This window comes from Pseudomonas fulva NBRC 16637 = DSM 17717 (genome assembly GCF_000730565.1).
In the GTDB taxonomy this organism is placed as follows: Bacteria; Pseudomonadota; Gammaproteobacteria; order Pseudomonadales; family Pseudomonadaceae; genus Aquipseudomonas; species Aquipseudomonas fulva.
The window spans coordinates 67,419-84,161 of record NZ_BBIQ01000001.1 but is presented as its reverse complement, the minus strand read 5'-3'; the positions used below and the strand labels follow the sequence as shown (position 1 = coordinate 84,161).

Genomic DNA, 16,743 nt, shown 5'->3' with positions numbered 1-16,743 from the left:
AAGCAACAAGCCACGCAGGTGGACCGGCGTGGCTCGTCATACGGATTATGAATCGACCGGGTCGGCCGAAGGCGCAGGATTGTAGCGTATTCATGGAGGGAGCGCCCACCCCCATAAGCACATGCCGGATCAAAGGGCAAGCTGTCTCGCGGGACAAGTTTTCCCGCTCGAACGGCTATGGCTACAGCGACAAGAATCGCGGATTATCTGAAATACACTTCAAATTGATGCCTCGCCCTGAACGCCGGTCGACTCCAGTTTGCGCCACAGCAAACGGACGTTGGCCTTGCGGACCAAGGCGCAGCGGTACAGGCGAATTTCCAGCGGCACGTGCCACTGGCTGCCACCACAGATCGCAAGTTCTCCACGCTCCAGTTCGCCGCGCATGGACAGGCGCGGTACCCATGCCACCCCCATCCCCTCCAGGGCCATGCTCTTGAGGCTGTCAGCCATGGCGGTTTCATAGACGGTGGTGTAACGCAGATTGCGCTGGCGCAGCAGCAGGTTCACCGAACGACCCAGGAAGGCCCCGGCGCTGTAGGCCAATAATGGCACGCTGGTTTCACCCTCCAGGGTAAACAACGGTTTGCCTTCTGCATCCACGGCACAAACGGGCAGCATTTCGGTGGTGCCCATGTGCAGCGAGGGAAAGATTTCGGCATCCATCTGCAAGGCTGCGTCAGGGTCGTAGAACGCTAGCATCAGGTCGCAGCCGCCTTCCCTCAAGGCATGCACTGCATCGCCGACGTTGGTGGCAACAAGCCGGGTGGCGATGTTCAGCCCATCGTTGCGCAGTTGGGCCACCCAGCGTGGGAAGAAGCCCGATGCGAGCGAGTGCGCGGCTGCCACTTGAATCACTTCGCCCTGACCACCTTCAAGATGATGCAAATGGCGAAGAATTTCGCTCAGCTGGTCGACAACCGTGCGGGCCGTTACCAAAAACAGCTGGCCCGCCTCTGTCAGCTCGATGGGGGTGCGGGATCGGTTGACCAGGGTAAGGCCCAGGGCCGCCTCCAGGCTACGAATCCGCCGGCTGAAGGCCGGCTGCGTTACGAAGCGCCGCTCCGCCGCCTGGGAAAAACTGCGGGTCGAGGCCAGGGCACTGAAGTCCTCCAGCCATTTGCTTTCTAGGTTCATCGGGCCGCTCCCCTGCCGTGCACCAAAATGGAACACGCTCGAAAATCAATCGGCGTCACATCTATCACTATGCCGTTTGTGCATAGGTTAGCGTGCAACAGCATTGGCCGCAAAAACACCTTAGGGCCTAGGATTGGCGCCATTCCGGCATGTGCCGGGTCAAACTCGAGATGATATTTATCATGTCCGCTGCTGCATCGTTCCGCGTCGAAAAAGATCTGTTGGGCACCCTTGAAGTTCCTGCCGATGCCTACTACGGCATCCAGACCCTGCGCGCTGCCAACAACTTCCACCTCTCTGGCGTTCCTCTGTCGCACTACCCCAAGCTGGTCGTGGCCCTGGCCATGGTCAAGCAGGCCGCTGCCGACGCCAACCGTGAGCTGGGCCACCTGAGCGATGCCAAGCACGCTGCCATCAGTGCAGCCTGCGCCCGTCTGATCAAGGGCGACTACCACGAGCAGTTCGTGGTCGACATGATCCAAGGGGGTGCCGGTACCTCCACCAACATGAACGCCAACGAAGTCATCGCCAACGTCGCGTTGGAGGCCATGGGTCACCAGAAAGGTGAGTACCAGTACCTGCACCCCAACAACGATGTGAACATGGCGCAGTCGACCAACGACGCCTACCCCACTGCTATTCGCCTGGGCTTGCTGCTGGGTCACGACGCCCTGCTGGCCAGCCTTGAGAGCCTGATCCAGGCCTTCGCCGCCAAAGGCAAGGAATTCGACCACGTACTGAAGATGGGTCGCACCCAGCTGCAGGATGCCGTGCCGATGACCCTGGGCCAGGAATTCCGCGCCTTCGCCACCACCATGACCGAAGACCTGCAGCGTCTGCGCTCGCTGGCACCTGAGCTGCTCACCGAGATCAACCTGGGTGGCACCGCGATTGGTACCGGCATCAACGCCGACCCGGGCTACCAGGCCCTGGCTGTACAGCGTCTGGCAACCATCAGTGGCCAGCCGCTGGTACCGGCTGCGGACCTCATCGAAGCCACCTCCGACATGGGCGCCTTCGTACTGTTCTCCGGCATGCTCAAACGCACCGCGGTCAAGTTGTCGAAGATCTGCAACGACCTGCGCCTGCTGTCCAGCGGCCCACGTACCGGCATCAACGAGATCAACCTGCCGGCTCGTCAGCCCGGCAGCTCGATCATGCCAGGCAAGGTGAACCCGGTGATCCCGGAAGCCGTAAACCAAGTGGCCTTTGCCATCATGGGCAACGACCTGGCCCTGACCGTCGCGGCCGAAGGCGGCCAGCTTCAGCTGAACGTGATGGAGCCGTTGATCGCCTACAAGATCTTCGACTCGATTCGCCTGCTGCAACGCGCCATGGACATGCTGCGCGAGCATTGCATCGTCGGCATCACCGCCAACGAACAGCGCTGCCGTGAACTGGTCGAGCACTCGATCGGCCTGGTCACCGCCCTGAACCCTTACATCGGCTACGAAAACGCCACCCGTATCGCTCGCGTTGCCCTGGAAACCGGCCGCGGTGTGCTTGAACTGGTGCGTGAAGAGAAGCTGCTGGACGACGCGATGCTCGACGACATCCTGCGTCCGGAAAACATGATCGCCCCGCGTCTGGTTCCGCTGAAGGCCTGACCAGAACGCTGTAACCGTCTCACCAGGTCGAGGGACTAGACACCTCTCAACCTTTCCTAAGCCCGGGCGTATGCTTCGGGCTTTTTTTTGCCCGCCCGGTGCCGATTGGCAGCCATCGACGACACTCGGCATACAACTTGCTCGATAATGCGTCCCAGACCCACGGGACCACTCCGCATGCTGCACAGCCACCTGACTACCCTCAACGCGGTTTCGCTGATCCTCAACGTCTTTCAGGCCCAAGGCTGCGAGGCCTCGGAGCTGCTAGCCGGCAGCGGCATAGGCCCAGCGGACCTTGGCCATGCCGATGCACGCATCACGACCCAGCAGGAACTGCAGGTCTGTGCCAACGCCGTGGCCCGCCGGGAGGACATTGGCCTGGAGTTGGGCCAGCGCATGCGCGTGTCTGCCTACGGCATGCTGGGGTACGCGCTGCTGTCCAGTGCCACTTTGGGTGACGCCCTGGGCCTGGCATTGCAGTATCCGGCACTGCTGGGAACAGTTTTCACCTTGCGCCTGCTCGACGACGGCCACCGTGTCTGGCTCAGCGCCAGCGATTACCGGGATAGTCCTGCGCTGAGCGCTTTCAACGCCGAATTCTGCCTGGTGTCGTTGAAGGTCATCTGCGACGACTTGCTAGGCCATGATCTGCCGCTGCTTGGGGCGCGCTTTGAGCACCTGCGCCCGGGTTACCACGCGCGCTACAGGCGCCTGTTTCAGTGCCCAATCACCTTCGCCTCGCCTGACAACGCCTTCGCCTTCGAGCGGCACTGGCTGAACGCGCCACTGCCTCTGGCCGACCCGATCACCCACAAGGCCATGAAGGAGCGATGCCGACGCCTGAACCTAGAATTCACCGGCCGGCAGGCATGGTTGGGGCGCGTTCGCCAACTGCTTGTCAACCAACTGGAAGCGGCGCCGGGCCTGGAGGGCCTGGCACGGCAGATGAATTGCTCGTCCCGTACACTTCGCCGTCACCTGCAGGCGCTGGGCAGCAGCTATCAGCAATTGCTCGATGAGTTGAAGTTCGAACGGGCCAAGGAACTGCTCGCCGACGGGCACATGCCGATCCACCGCATTGCCGAAACGCTTGGGTACAGCGAGACGGCCAGTTTCCGTCACGCCTTTGTGCGCTGGAGTGGCGTGGCGCCGACTCGGTTTCGCGGGTAAGCCTGCTGGTAGGCCTAGGGTAGCTGCCTCACACGATGAAGGTGTTCGACGTTGGCCATATCTATCCCCTTTTGGCCGGTTCAGATGTTCTCGCTGAGCGGCCCCGTTCGTGACAATGAAGGCACGCCAGTACCCACCGGAGAACAACAATGCTGACGATCTATTCCGATGATCACCGCCTGCACCATGGCCGCTGCGAGCTGATCGATGGCAAGCTCATGCCTTGCTTCGAGATGCCTTCGCGTGCCGACCATGTCCTGGCCCAAGTCCGCAAACGCGAGCTGGGTGAGGTCAAAGGCCCTGATGATTTTGGCCGTACGCCATTGCTGCGCGTGCACAGCGCCGATTATCTCGACTTCTTCGAAGGCGCCTGGGCGCGCTGGGCGGCCATGGGCCAGGAGGGCGATCTGCTCCCCTATACCTGGCCTGCTCGCACGCTGCGGGCGGTCAAGCCTACAGGGTTGCACGGCGAGCTTGGTTACTACAGCTTCGATGCAGGTGCTCCGATCACGGCAGGCACCTGGCAGGCCGCCTACAGCGCAGCCCAGGTCGCGCTCACGGCGCAAGCGGCCATCGAGCAGGGTGCCCACGCCGCGTTCGCATTGTGTCGTCCACCGGGGCACCACGCGGCAGGCGACGTCATGGGGGGCTACTGCTACCTGAACAATGCAGCCATCGCTGCCCAGGCCTTCATCGACCAAGGACGGGCAAAGGTTGCCATCCTCGACGTGGACTACCACCACGGCAATGGTACCCAAGACATTTTCTACAGCCGCGCCGATGTTTTCTTCGCCTCCATCCATGGTGATCCTCAGGACGAATTCCCCTTCTTCCTGGGCTATGCCGACGAAACCGGGGCGGGTGCCGGCGAGGGCTGCAATGTGAATTATCCGCTACCGGCGGGCAGTGACTGGTCGACCTGGCGCGCAGCCCTGGAAGACGCTTGCGAACGCATCGCCGCGTATGAGCCTGAGGTAGTGGTGGTGTCGCTGGGGGTGGACACGTTCAAGGATGATCCGATCTCCCAGTTCAAGCTCGACAGCCCTGATTACCTGGAGATGGGCAAGCGCATCGCGCAGCTCGGCAAGCCCACCCTGTTCGTGATGGAAGGTGGCTATGCCGTGGAAGAAATCGGCATCAACGCCGTCAACGTGCTCGAAGGCTTCCAGCGCGCACAACCCGGAGCTCGATAATGGCCACGATCAAACAGCTACTCGCCCCTCTCGTCGCTGCGGTACTGTGCGCAGGCACCCTGCCCGCCCAGGCCGAACAGCGCACGCTGCGCGTGTACAACTGGTTCGACTACATCACCCCGCAGACGCTGACCGACTTCCAGAAGGACAGCGGTGTGAAGCTGGTGTATGACATCTTCGACACCAATGAAGCGCTGGAAGCCAAGTTGCTGACCGGCAACTCTGGTTACGATGTGGTGGTGCCGTCCAACGTGTTTCTGGCCAAGCAGATCGAGGCCGGCGTATTCCAGCCGCTCGATCGCAGCAAACTGCCGAACTGGCAGCACCTGGACCCGGCCCTGATGAAGTTGATCGAAGCCAACGACCCCGGTAACCGCTTTGCCGTGCCGTACATGTACGGCACCATACTGATCGGCTTCAACCCGGCCAAGGTCAAGGCTGCGCTGGGGGAAAACGCACCTGTGGACAGTTGGGACCTGATCTTCAAGGAAGAGAACATCGCCAAGCTCAAGCAATGTGGCGTGGCCCTGCTCGACTCACCCTCCGAGATCATGCCGCTGGCCCTTCAATACCTGGGCCTGCCGCCCAACAGCGAAAACCCGCAGGACTACAAGAAAGCCGAAGCCCTGTTGCTGAAAATTCGCCCATCCGTCACCTACTTCCACTCCTCCAAGTACATGGCAGACATGGCCAACGGTGACATCTGCGTCGCTGTGGGCTACAGCGGCAGTTTCTCGCAGGCTGCCAACCGTGCCCGCGAGGCCAACAACGGTGTCGTGGTGGACATGCGCCTGCCCAAGGAAGGGGCGCCGATCTGGTTCGACATGCTGGCAATTCCAAAAAATGCTGCCAATCCGCAGGACGCTCACGCCTTTATCAATTACCTGCTCCGGCCTGAAGTGATTGCGCCGATCAGTGACTTCGTGGGCTATCCGAACCCGAATAAAGACGCTACGGACAAGGTGAGCCCAGCGATTCGCAACAACCCCAACTTGTATCCAACCGCCGATGCAATGACCAAGCTGTATACGCTAAAGCCACTGGCTCGCGATGCAGAGCGCGCACGCACACGGGCATGGACACGCATCAAGTCCGGATCATGACCACCTGCGGCTGGGGTCGTGGCCCCAGCCGCTCTTCACGGTGCGCCGTTCAAGACCGCCAGGCCTTGCGTTGCTTCAGCAAGGCCTCGGCGATTTCCCTTTCAGGCACTGCCGCAAAGCCCACTACCAGCCCTGCCCGTTTATCCACAGGGCACGTGCTGTCATCCAGCCAAAAATGGCTCAAGGGCGTCACTTCCACGCCAACTGCTTCGGCCTGGGCCACTAACGCCCTTTCCCGGCTGACGTTATCCACAGCCAGTGTGACATGCAGGCCAGCTGCGATATCCGGCATGGCGCCCATGCCTTGGATACCGGTAGGCCACCCGGCCAGTATCGCGTCGCGCCGTGCAAGGGCGGCCTTGCGCATGCGCCTTATATGCCGCTGAAAATGCCCACGCGCCATGAACTCCGCCATCACGCATTGACTGCTGATTTCCGAATGCCGGGAGGCCAGCGCCCTGCCCTGGCTGAAGGGTTTGGCCAATGCGGGCGGCAACACAAGATAACCAAGGCGCAGGGCTGGGAAAGCGATCTTGCCGAAGGTACCGACGTACAGGACCCGTCCATGTTGGTCCAGCGCAGCCAAGGGCGCCAGGGGCGCACCGCTGTAACGGTACTCGCCGTCGTAATCGTCTTCGATGATCCAGCCCTGGGTACGGCGGGCCCAGGCCAGCAGCTGTAGGCGTCGGGCCAGGCTCATGGTGACACCTGTCGGGTACTGGTGAGCCGGAGTCACGTAGGCCAGCCGACATTTTTCCAGCCGTTCGAGCTCGGTGCAATCCATTCCCTGTGCATCAACGGCGATACCCCTTACCTCAGCTCCGCTCAAAGCAAAGGCATGGCCTGCGGCGCGATAGCCCGGGTTTTCCACAGCCACGGTATCGCCAGCGCCTAGCAGCAACTGTGAACAAAGACTGATGGCGTCCTGTGCGCCATGGGTGATCACAATTTGTGCAGCTGTACAATTCAGCCCTCGCGAACGGCGCATGTAAGTAGCGATCAGCTCACGCAAGGCGGGTTCACCCGCCGGGTCCCCATAGCTCAACCTGGCTGGAGACGGATTACGCCAGAAAGCCGCTTGCAGCTTGGCCCAGACGTCGAAAGGAAATAGGTCGAACGCGGGCAGGCCGACGCGAAACGCTCGTGGCTTGCCACCTCTGGGGGGTGCCAGATGATGTTTTTCGAGCAGTTGCAAGGCGGTATCAGCACGGCTGTAACTGGATAAATCCTCAGTGTCAAACGAAGAGTTTGTGGATAACCTTGTTGATAACCCAGGGTATAAGCCTGTGGATAGATGTGTGGACAGTTTGCTCGATGTTCCTACATAGGTCCCATCACCGACCCGCGACTCGATGAAACCCTCCGCGTGAAGCTGCTCGTAGGCCTGGACAACGCTGTTGCGCGAAATGCCCAACATCCTGGCTATTTCCCGGGTTGCAGGCAGCCGAGTACCGCTGCCCAGGCGACCATCGAGCATTCGTTCCCGTAGGGCTTGATACAACTGCTGGCTGAGCCCCAGACGGCGGTCTAGCGTGATCCCGGCAGGGTCGAAGGAAAGATCGTGATGCAACTCGCTCACGGCATTGGCTCTATCAAAAGCGAAGTAAATGGCTCTTACCGAGAGCCAATCTTGTGCATAGCATCACCCTTATACCTGCAATCGAACAGGCTGCGCACACGTGCCAGCCGCCAAGGGATAGACCATGACGAACATTACCGTACGCCCGGTAACTGCCAACGACCACGCCAGTTGGCTTGCCCTGTGGCAGGCCTACTTGCAGTTCTACAAGACAGAACTGTCCGAGACGGTCAGTCTCACGACCTGGGGGCGTCTGCTCGATACTCGCGAGCCCACGCACTCGGCGCTCGCCTGGCTGGATGAGAAAGCGGTGGGCATGGTCAACTTCATCTACCATCGTTCCAACTGGAGCATCGAGAATGCCTGCTACCTGCAAGACCTATACGTGGCTGGCGAGCAGCGTGGCTTGGGTATTGGCCGCCAACTGATTCAGCACGTCTATCAGGCGGCGAGCGCGGACGGCTGCACCAAGGTGCACTGGTTAACCCATGAAACCAACTCCACTGCCATCGACCTGTATGAGCGGGTAGCCGAGCGCTCAGGGTTCATTCAATTCCGTAAAGGGGTTTAGGCCAGCATGAGCGATACATTGAACTGGAAGCCGGCCAGCGCGCCCACGGCGCAGCCTATCGATGGGCATTTCATTCGCCTGGAGAAACTCGAGCCTGCACGGCATGGCGACGATCTATGGGAGGTGCTGCAAGGTGCGGCTGCCGATCCAGCGCTGTGGGACTACCTGCCTTATGGCCCATTTGCCGAGCGCGCTGGGTTCGACCGTTGGCTGCAAGCCAACGCTGCGGGTACAGACCCACTGTTCTTCACCGTCATCGATCGCACCTCGGGCCAGGCGCAGGGGCTGCTCAGCTTGATGTCGATCGTGCCCGATCATGGTCGCATCGAGATTGGTCACGTTGCCTTCGGAGCCGCGATGCAGCGAACACCCAAGAGCACCGAGGCGGTGTATCTGCTGGCAAGACTTGCCTTTGCGCTCGGTAACCGACGCCTCGAATGGAAGTGCAACAACGCCAATGCTCGCTCCAGACGCGCAGCTGAGCGATTGGGCTTCGTTTTCGAAGGCGTGTTCCGAAAGCATCTGGTGGTAAAGGATCACAACCGGGATACCGCCTGGTATTCGATTACCGATGACGAGTGGCCGCAGGTGGCCGCCGCTTTCGAGCGCTGGTTGAGCGCTGAGAACCAAAGCCCGGCAGGTCAGTTGCGAACGCTCGAGGCATGCCGCCTGGCAAGCCCTTGAAGCAACGTACCCTGATAAAAAAGGGGAGCATTGCGCTCCCCCGAGGTTAACCCATGGTCAAGGGATCAGGTTCAGCCCTCGATCTCGATCAGGATTTCGCCCGGCGTCACGCGATCGCCCTTGGCCACGTGGATGGCCACGACCTTGCCCGCGATAGCCGCCTGCACTTCGGTTTCCATTTTCATCGCCTCGGTGATGAGCACAGCCTGCCCGGCTTTGACCGTATCGCCTTCCTTGACCAGCACATCGACGATGTTGCCAGGCATGGTGGTGCTGACATGGCCCGGGGCGCTGGCCTGCTTGCGCTTGCTGCTACCGCCGCTGACGAACTCGTTGAGCGGCTCGAACACCACCTCTTCCGGCATGCCGTCGATCGACAGGTAGAAGTGACGCTTGCCCTCTGCCTTGACGCCTACACCGGTGATGTCCACGCGGTAGGTTTCACCGTGCACATCGATCACGAATTCGGTCGGTACGCCTTCTCCGCCCGGGGCGGAAACGGCGCCGGCTTCAGGGATAGGCAGCAGCGCTTCGGGGGCCAGGGTGCCGGCCTCGCGCTCTTCCAGGAACTTGCGGCCAATGTCCGGGAACATGGCGAACGTCAGCACGTCCTCTTCACAGCGCGCCAGGGCCCCGATGTCGGCACGCAGCTTGGTCATCTCCGGTTTGAGCAGATCGGCCGGGCGTACATCGATCACCTCTTCGCTGCCGATCGCTTGCCGACGCAGTTGCTCGTTGACCACCCCCGGCGCCTTGCCGTAACCGCCTTGCAGGTACAGCTTCACCTCGTTGGTGATGGTCTTGTAGCGCTCACCGGCCAGTACGTTGAAGAATGCCTGGGTGCCGACGATCTGCGAAGTGGGGGTAACCAGCGGTGGAAAGCCCAGGTCTTCACGCACACGCGGGATTTCCGCCAGCACTTCGTTCATGCGGTTCAGCGCGCCCTGCTCCTTGAGCTGGTTGGCCAGGTTGGAAATCATGCCGCCTGGGACCTGGTTGACCTGCACGCGGGTATCCACGGCAGTGAACTCGCTTTCGAACTGGTGATATTTCTTGCGTACGGCATAGAAATACAGGCCGATCTCCTGCAGCAGCTCCAGGTCCAGCCCGGTATCGAACTCGCTGCCTTTGAGCGCCGCCACCATGGACTCGGTACCCGGATGGCTGGTGCCCCAGGCGAAGCTGGAAATGGCGGTATCGATATGATCAGCGCCGTTTTCCACAGCCTTGAGCTGACACATGGCAGCCAGGCCCGCGGTGTCGTGCGAGTGAATGAAGACCGGCAGCGACTGCTCGGCTTTCAGTGCCTTGACCAACTCGCCGGTGGCAAACGGGGTGAGCAGGCCGGCCATGTCCTTGATGGCGATCGAGTCGCAACCCATGGCCTCCATCTGCCTGGCCTGATTCACGAACGCCTCGATGGTGTGCACCGGGCTGGTGGTGTAGGCGATGGTCCCCTGGGCGTGCTTGCCCGAGGCTTTGACCGCCTCGATGGTCACACGCAGGTTACGCACATCGTTCATGGCGTCGAAGATGCGGAATACATCGATGCCATTGACGGCGGCCTTGGCGACGAATGCCCTGACCACATCGTCGCTGTAGTGACGGTAACCCAGCAGGTTCTGGCCGCGCAGCAGCATTTGCAGGCGCGTGTTGGGCAGTGCTGCACGCAGCTTGCGCAGGCGCTCCCACGGGTCTTCCTTCAAGAAACGCACACAAGCATCGAAGGTGGCGCCACCCCAGACTTCCAGTGACCAATAACCGACCTTGTCGAGTTTCTCGCAGATCGGCAGCATGTCTTCGGTGCGCATGCGGGTGGCCAACAGGGACTGGTGGGCGTCGCGCAGGATCGTATCGGTTACGTGAATCTTCTTGGACATTGTTATCTCCTCGTCGCGGCAAGCTTCGCGCCTCAGTCGGCCTGCACAGACGCGTTGGCGCCGGCTGGCAATCTGGGTTCGCAGCGTGCAGCTGTATTCAAATGCCTGCGTGGGCGGCGATGGCGGCAGCGATGGCCAGGGCCAGCTCTTCGGGTTTGCGCTTGATCGAATAGTTGGTCAGTTCCGGGTGGGTCTCAACGAAGCTGGTGTTGAACTGACCGCTACGAAATTCCGGATTACGCAGGATTTCCTGGTAGTACGCCGCGGTGGTCTTGACCCCCTGAACGCGCATGTCATCCAAGGCCCGCAGGCCGCGATCCATGGCCTCTTCCCACGTCAATGCCCACACCACCAGCTTCAGGCACATCGAGTCGTAGAACGGTGGAATGGTGTAGCCGGTGTAAATGGCGGTATCGGTACGTACACCTGGGCCACCCGGCGCGTAATAACGGGTGATCTTGCCAAAGCTGGGCAGGAAGTTGTTCTTCGGGTCTTCGGCATTGATCCGAAACTGCAGGGCATAACCACGGTGCTGGATATCTTCCTGCTTCACCGACAGGGGCAGGCCCGATGCGATGCGGATCTGCTCACGCACGATATCGATACCGGTGATTTCCTCGGTGATGGTGTGCTCGACCTGCACGCGTGTGTTCATTTCCATGAAGTACACTTCGCCATCGGCCAGCAGAAACTCCACGGTACCGGCATTCTCGTAGTCCACCGCCTTGGCTGCACGCACTGCCAGGTCGCCGATGTACGCGCGTTGCTCGGGCGTGAGTTGAGGGCTCGGAGCAATTTCGATGAGCTTCTGGTTACGCCGCTGGATGGAGCAGTCGCGCTCGAACAAGTGCACGACATTGCCGAAGCTGTCGCCGAGAATCTGCGCCTCGATGTGCTTGGGGTTGACGATGCACTTTTCCAGGAACACTTCTGCCGAACCGAATGCCTTGGTGGCCTCGGAGATCACACGCGGGAAGTTCTGCTTCAATTCTTCACGGCTGTTGCAGCGGCGGATACCACGGCCGCCACCGCCCGACGTCGCCTTGAGCATGACCGGATAACCAATGCGGTCGCCTTCACTGAGCGCCTCGTGAATGTCGGCGACGTTACCCTCTGTGCCAGGGGTGACCGGAACGCCTGCGGCGATCATGGTGCGGCGCGCTTCGGTCTTGTCGCCCATGCGGCGAATGACGTCGGCAGCGGGCCCGATGAACTTGATCCCGCGCTCGGCGCAGATCTCGGCCAACTCCGCGTTTTCCGAGAGAAAACCATAGCCAGGGTGCAGGGCATCGCAGCCCGTTTCCACGGCCAGGTTCACCAGCTTGCGCGGGTTCAAATAACCGGCCAGTGGCTCTGCGCCAATGCTGTAAGCCTCGTCTGCACGCTTTACATGCAGCGCATGCCGGTCGGCGTCGGAAAAGATCGCTACCGAGCGGATGCCCATTTCGGCGCAAGCGCGCACGATCCGAACTGCAATTTCACCTCGGTTGGCGATCAGGATTTTTTTTATCACTGGATTCTTCCCAAAGCCGTATGAACAGTCGACACGGTTCTACCGGTCGGCGCGTGACCCGTTGTTGTTTGGCCAGTCGCAGATTCACCCTAGCGCTGTAGGTCGATAAACAAAAATCAATATTTGTTAGGGGCAGTATTAGCAAAAGCTTATAGTGAAGTTACAAGGTATTGCCGACGAGACGAATAAAATGCGTAAGTCCTTGATGCGTATGACATTGCGCCAGTTGCAGATCTTCAATGAGGTGTGTGACCTTCGCTCCTATAGCCGCGCGGCCGAAGAGATGGCACTCACGCAACCCGCCGTTAGTCTACAGATCCGCCAACTCGAAGAGCTGATTGGCCAGCCGTTGTTCGAATACGTGGGCAAGAAGTTGTACCTCACGGAAGCCGCCGAAGCGCTGCAACGCGCCAGTCACGACATCTTCGGGCGTCTGGAAAGCCTGGATATGCAGTTGTCGGACATGCAGGGGTCTTTGCAAGGGCAGTTGAAGCTGGCGATCGAGTCCAGCGCCAAGTACTTCGTGCCGCATCTGTTCGCGGCATTCAAGCAGCGCCATCCGGAGGTCAACTTGACCTTGACCGTGGTCAACCGGGCACAGGCCATCAGGCGGCTGTCCGATAACCGTGATGACCTGATCATCATGTCCATGGTGCCGCAGGACATGGGGCTGGACTTCCTGCCGTTCCTGAACAACCCGATCATCGCCGTCGCACCGCCCGAGCATGCCCTGTGCAGGCTGCCGCAGCTGCGCCTGCAGGACCTCGAGCCCCACACGCTGCTGGTACGCGAACAAGGCTCAGGCACACGCAAGGCCTGTGAGGAATATTTCAAGGAAAAGCGCGTGCACTTCACGCAAACCCTCGAAGTGGCCTCGGCCGATGCCCAGCGTGAATGCGTGATCGCCGGGCTGGGCATCGCGTTGTTGACCCGCCATGCCGTGAACATGGAGCTGGCCACGAGAAACCTAATCGAACTGCCCGTCGAAGAATTACCGCTGTACCGCAGCTGGTGCGTCGTTCAATCCAAGGCCAAGCGGCAATCGCCGGTCGCACTCGCCTTTCAGGCGTTCATACGCAGCGAGCGGTCACTGATCAGCGCATTGGTCGAGCGATTTTCAGGTCAGTCGGTGCCGCTGTCTGCCAGGCAGTGAGCCCTTCGAAGTCAGGGTAATCGGCGACATCACGCAGGAGCTGCCGTTGGTCACAGTAGCTTTCGATGGCGCGGCGATACGCCATGCGTCGCTGGTCCTTTTCCTGCTGCTTGCGAGCCTTGGCGTTAGGTTGGTAGATACCGTCGTGGTCACGAGCCATTGCCTGATTCCCAGAAAGGATGCGGAAGGCTCAGACTGACCCAGCGGTTTTACCGTTTGGAGGCGCGATGATGACAGCGTCGTGACCGATGATGGCTTCTACTCGAAGAACCGAAGCAGGCCTCAGTCGTCATGAGCCTTGATCGACTTGGGCGAGAGTCGCAGGCTACGCAGGCTGCGCTTCACGCTCTTGAGGTGGTTGACTAGGCTTGGCCCGCGCGCCATGGCAACGCCCATGGCCAGCACATCGATGACCACCAGGTGGGCAATGCGCGAGGTCAGGGGCGTATAGATCTCGGTGTCTTCGTGAACGTCAATGGCCAGGTTGACCGTGGACAGTTCGGCCAACGGGGTCTGGCTGGGGCACAGCGTGATCAGATTGGCGCCGCTTTCGCGGACCAGGTTGGCCGTGATCAGCAAGTCCTTCGAACGGCCTGATTGCGAAATGCACACCGCCACATCGCCAGGCTTGAGCGTCACCGCAGACATGGCCTGCATGTGCGGGTCGGAGTACGCCGCCGCGCTGAGCAGCAAACGGAAGAACTTGTGCTGGGCATCTGCTGCCACGGCCCCGGATGCGCCGAAACCATAGAACTCCACACGCTGCGCCTGTGCCATGGCGCTGACGGCCTGCTGCAGCGCCTGTGGGTCAAGGTGCTCGCGTACCTCCATCAGGGTATGCAAGGTCGTGTCGAATATCTTCAGGCTGTAATCGGCGACGGAGTCGTCCTCATGAATAGCGAACTGACCAAAACTGGCCCCGGCGGCCAGGCTCTGCGCCAGTTTCAACTTCAGGTCCTGGAAACCCGAGCACCCGATGGCCCTGCAAAAACGCACAATGGTCGGTTCACTGATGCCGACACTGTGGGCCAGGTCTGCCATCGAGCTGTGCATGACGGCGGCTGGGTCCAGCAGCACATGATCGGCCACTTTCAGTTCCGATTTGCGCAGCAGGTGGCGCGATTGGGCGATATGTTGCAACAGATTCACGGGCTGGACTCGGGTTATGATCGACTGGCCGGGTTGTAGCTTTCTTGTAGTTATACTACATGGACGGCAACCCGCCCAGTTAAACGAACGTGGAGCGTGGTGGTTTGACTATTCCTTGCGACATTCTGGTCTTCGGTGGCACGGGTGACCTGGCCCTGCACAAGTTGCTGCCAGCGCTCTACCACCTGTTTCGCGAAAGCCGTCTGGACCCAGCCGTGCGGATAATCGCCCTGGCCAGACGCCACCTGCTGCGCGATGACTACCTCAAACTTGCAGAGCGACATTGTCGGGCACAAATCGCTCGCCGCGACTTTGACGAAGAAATCTGGCGTCGGTTTTGTGCACGGGTCGACTATTTCGCGATGGATGCGACACAGAGTGCTGATTTCGTTCGGCTGGCGCGCTACCTGGGTGAGCCAGGGGGCCTGATGCGGATCTTCTACCTTGCCACCGCGCCTTCGTTGTTCGCTCCCATTGCAAGTCATCTGCACATCGCCGGTCTCGCCGACAGCGAAGCACGTATCGTGCTGGAAAAGCCGATCGGTCAGTCCTTGTCGTCGGCCACTGCCATCAACGAAGCGATCGGAGCGGTATTTGAAGAGCGACAGGTTTTTCGTATCGACCATTACCTGGGCAAGGAAACCGTACAGAACCTCATGGCGCTGCGGTTCGCCAACGCACTGCTCGAACCCGTCTGGCGCAACGGCCAGGTCGATCACGTCCAGATAAGTGTCGGCGAGACGCTGGGCGTAGAAAACCGTGGCGGCTACTACGATCGTGCAGGCGCAATGCGCGACATGTTGCAAAACCATCTGCTCCAGCTGCTCTGCCTGGTAGCCATGGAACCGCCGGCCCAGTTCGAGGCGGAGGCAGTGCGTGACGAGAAGGTGAAAATACTGCGGGCGCTTCAGCCGATTACTGGGCAAGACGTTCAGGAGAAAACCGTTCGAGGTCAGTACGGTGCCGGGCACATCGGCGGTCAGGAGGTATGCGCGTACTACTTCGAAAAAGACGTCGACAATGACAGCGACACCGAGACCTTTGTCGCCATAGAAGCACACATCGACAACTGGCGCTGGGCCGGGGTGCCGTTCTATTTGCGTACAGGTAAACGCATGGCAAGGCGTTCTTCGCAAATTGTGCTCCAGTTCAAACCCGTTCCGCACGAACTGTTCGAAGGGGGTCAGGTGAACCAGCTACTGATCCAGTTGCAGCCAGACGAGCGGATCAGCCTGCGGATGATGACCAAGACCCCAGGCAAGGGCATGCGCCTGGAGCCGGTCGATCTGGACTTGAACCTGGCCCAGGTTTTCAGCCAGACGCGCCGCTGGGAGGCCTACGAACGCTTGCTGCTGGACGTACTCGAAGGCGATTCGACCTTGTTCATGCGCCGGGATGAAGTAGAAGCTGCCTGGGCGTGGATTGACCCCATCATCGAAGGCTGGGAGGAGCATTTCCAGGCCCCGCGCTCGTATCCTGCCGGGAGCAGTGGCCCGGAGCAGGCCAATAGCCTACTGGCCCGACACGGCAGACACTGGCATGCATGAAGCGTTGCCCAATCGAAGGTTTCCTTGAAAGCAGCGACAGTAGCGATGCGCGTTTGCGCTACTTATCATCAAGGAGGCTCCCATGAGCACACTCAAGAACTTCGTTGCTTACAACCAAACCGCTGGCGGCCAAACGTCCTTCAGGGTTCACGGCGTCGTCACCGTTCCCAGCCCGGCGTACGAACCAGTGCTGGTCGAACCGGTCAGACGCCACCGAGGTGGCTGGGAGGTCCTGGAACTCAAGCTGGTAGACACCGGTGTCATCGCCATGTCAGTGATGACCGAAAAGACCGTTGAGTACGTCCATGAGGGCGCGAGCGGTTTCAAGACGCTGGAAATCATTCACGGAAGTGACAACCTGCGGATCGCCATCGAGGACATTCAAGCGCCCAACTGATGTAGGCGGCCCGTACGCCCAGGATCGAGCCTTGGCTTGAGCCGGGCGCGATGGTCGCGA

General features: G+C 60.4%; 15 protein-coding genes. 9 read left to right on the top strand and 6 right to left on the bottom strand.

Going from position 1 to position 16,743, the window contains the following annotated elements:
- Positions 1 to 219: 219 nt before the first annotated feature.
- Positions 220 to 1,137 carry a LysR substrate-binding domain-containing protein gene (locus PFU01S_RS00365; protein WP_027913339.1) on the bottom strand — a complete coding sequence of 306 codons (918 nt, stop codon included), beginning with the start codon at positions 1,135 to 1,137 and terminating at the stop codon, positions 220 to 222.
- 182 nt (positions 1,138 to 1,319) lie between these two features.
- On the opposite strand from PFU01S_RS00365, the gene aspA reads away from it, so the two are divergent.
- From aspA to PFU01S_RS00345, 4 genes are all read left to right on the top strand, one after another.
- Positions 1,320 to 2,744, top strand: coding sequence for an aspartate ammonia-lyase (aspA, locus tag PFU01S_RS00360; protein ID WP_023532531.1), 1,425 nt, complete (start codon positions 1,320 to 1,322; stop codon positions 2,742 to 2,744).
- Positions 2,745 to 2,921: 177 nt separating this feature from the next.
- The gene (locus PFU01S_RS00355; RefSeq protein WP_028686789.1) at positions 2,922 to 3,914 is read left to right on the top strand and encodes an AraC family transcriptional regulator; all 993 of its coding nucleotides are present in this window, start codon (positions 2,922 to 2,924) and stop codon (positions 3,912 to 3,914) included.
- A gap of 149 nt (positions 3,915 to 4,063) precedes the next feature.
- A complete protein-coding gene (locus PFU01S_RS00350; RefSeq protein WP_027913337.1) occupies positions 4,064 to 5,107 on the top strand; it encodes a histone deacetylase family protein in 1,044 nt (347 codons plus the stop codon).
- On the top strand, positions 5,107 to 6,210 hold the full coding sequence (locus PFU01S_RS00345; RefSeq protein ID WP_028686790.1) for a polyamine ABC transporter substrate-binding protein: 1,104 nt from the start codon (positions 5,107 to 5,109) through the stop codon (positions 6,208 to 6,210). The genes PFU01S_RS00350 and PFU01S_RS00345 overlap by 1 nt, the downstream gene beginning before the upstream one ends.
- Before the next feature lie 49 nt (positions 6,211 to 6,259).
- Here PFU01S_RS00345 and pdxR read toward each other — a convergent pair whose 3' ends face one another.
- Positions 6,260 to 7,789, bottom strand: coding sequence for a MocR-like pyridoxine biosynthesis transcription factor PdxR (gene pdxR, locus PFU01S_RS00340; protein ID WP_028686791.1), 1,530 nt, complete (start codon positions 7,787 to 7,789; stop codon positions 6,260 to 6,262).
- 124 nt (positions 7,790 to 7,913) lie between these two features.
- On the opposite strand from pdxR, the gene PFU01S_RS00335 reads away from it, so the two are divergent.
- Both PFU01S_RS00335 and PFU01S_RS00330 read left to right on the top strand, forming a co-directional pair.
- On the top strand, positions 7,914 to 8,360 hold the full coding sequence (locus PFU01S_RS00335; RefSeq protein ID WP_028686792.1) for a GNAT family N-acetyltransferase: 447 nt from the start codon (positions 7,914 to 7,916) through the stop codon (positions 8,358 to 8,360).
- Between the two features lie 6 nt (positions 8,361 to 8,366).
- A complete protein-coding gene (locus PFU01S_RS00330) occupies positions 8,367 to 9,044 on the top strand; it encodes a GNAT family N-acetyltransferase (protein ID WP_028686793.1) in 678 nt (225 codons plus the stop codon).
- Between the two features lie 71 nt (positions 9,045 to 9,115).
- On the opposite strand, the gene oadA is transcribed toward PFU01S_RS00330, so the two are convergent.
- Both oadA and PFU01S_RS00320 read right to left on the bottom strand, forming a co-directional pair.
- Positions 9,116 to 10,924, bottom strand: coding sequence for a sodium-extruding oxaloacetate decarboxylase subunit alpha (gene oadA / locus PFU01S_RS00325; protein WP_028686794.1), 1,809 nt, complete (start codon positions 10,922 to 10,924; stop codon positions 9,116 to 9,118).
- Between the two features lie 97 nt (positions 10,925 to 11,021).
- Entirely contained in the window at positions 11,022 to 12,437 is a 1,416-nt protein-coding gene (locus tag PFU01S_RS00320) for an acetyl-CoA carboxylase biotin carboxylase subunit (RefSeq protein ID WP_028686795.1), read from the bottom strand.
- Between the two features lie 190 nt (positions 12,438 to 12,627).
- Here PFU01S_RS00320 and PFU01S_RS00315 point away from each other — a divergent pair, with 190 nt between their 5' ends.
- On the top strand, positions 12,628 to 13,590 hold the full coding sequence (locus PFU01S_RS00315) for a LysR family transcriptional regulator (protein WP_027913330.1): 963 nt from the start codon (positions 12,628 to 12,630) through the stop codon (positions 13,588 to 13,590).
- Here PFU01S_RS00315 and PFU01S_RS21495 read toward each other — a convergent pair.
- A complete protein-coding gene (locus PFU01S_RS21495; RefSeq protein ID WP_080992801.1) occupies positions 13,532 to 13,750 on the bottom strand; it encodes a PA3496 family putative envelope integrity protein in 219 nt (72 codons plus the stop codon). The two genes, PFU01S_RS00315 and PFU01S_RS21495, sit on opposite strands and share 59 nt — an antisense overlap.
- Before the next feature lie 122 nt (positions 13,751 to 13,872).
- Positions 13,873 to 14,739, bottom strand: coding sequence for a transcriptional regulator HexR (gene hexR, locus PFU01S_RS00310; RefSeq protein ID WP_023532857.1), 867 nt, complete (start codon positions 14,737 to 14,739; stop codon positions 13,873 to 13,875).
- Between the two features lie 104 nt (positions 14,740 to 14,843).
- On the opposite strand from hexR, the gene zwf reads away from it, so the two are divergent.
- Both zwf and PFU01S_RS00300 read left to right on the top strand, forming a co-directional pair.
- Positions 14,844 to 16,286, top strand: coding sequence for a glucose-6-phosphate dehydrogenase (gene zwf, locus PFU01S_RS00305; RefSeq protein ID WP_027913329.1), 1,443 nt, complete (start codon positions 14,844 to 14,846; stop codon positions 16,284 to 16,286).
- 82 nt (positions 16,287 to 16,368) lie between these two features.
- On the top strand, positions 16,369 to 16,683 hold the full coding sequence (locus PFU01S_RS00300) for a hypothetical protein (RefSeq protein ID WP_027913328.1): 315 nt from the start codon (positions 16,369 to 16,371) through the stop codon (positions 16,681 to 16,683).
- The last annotated feature ends 60 nt before the right edge of the window (positions 16,684 to 16,743 follow it).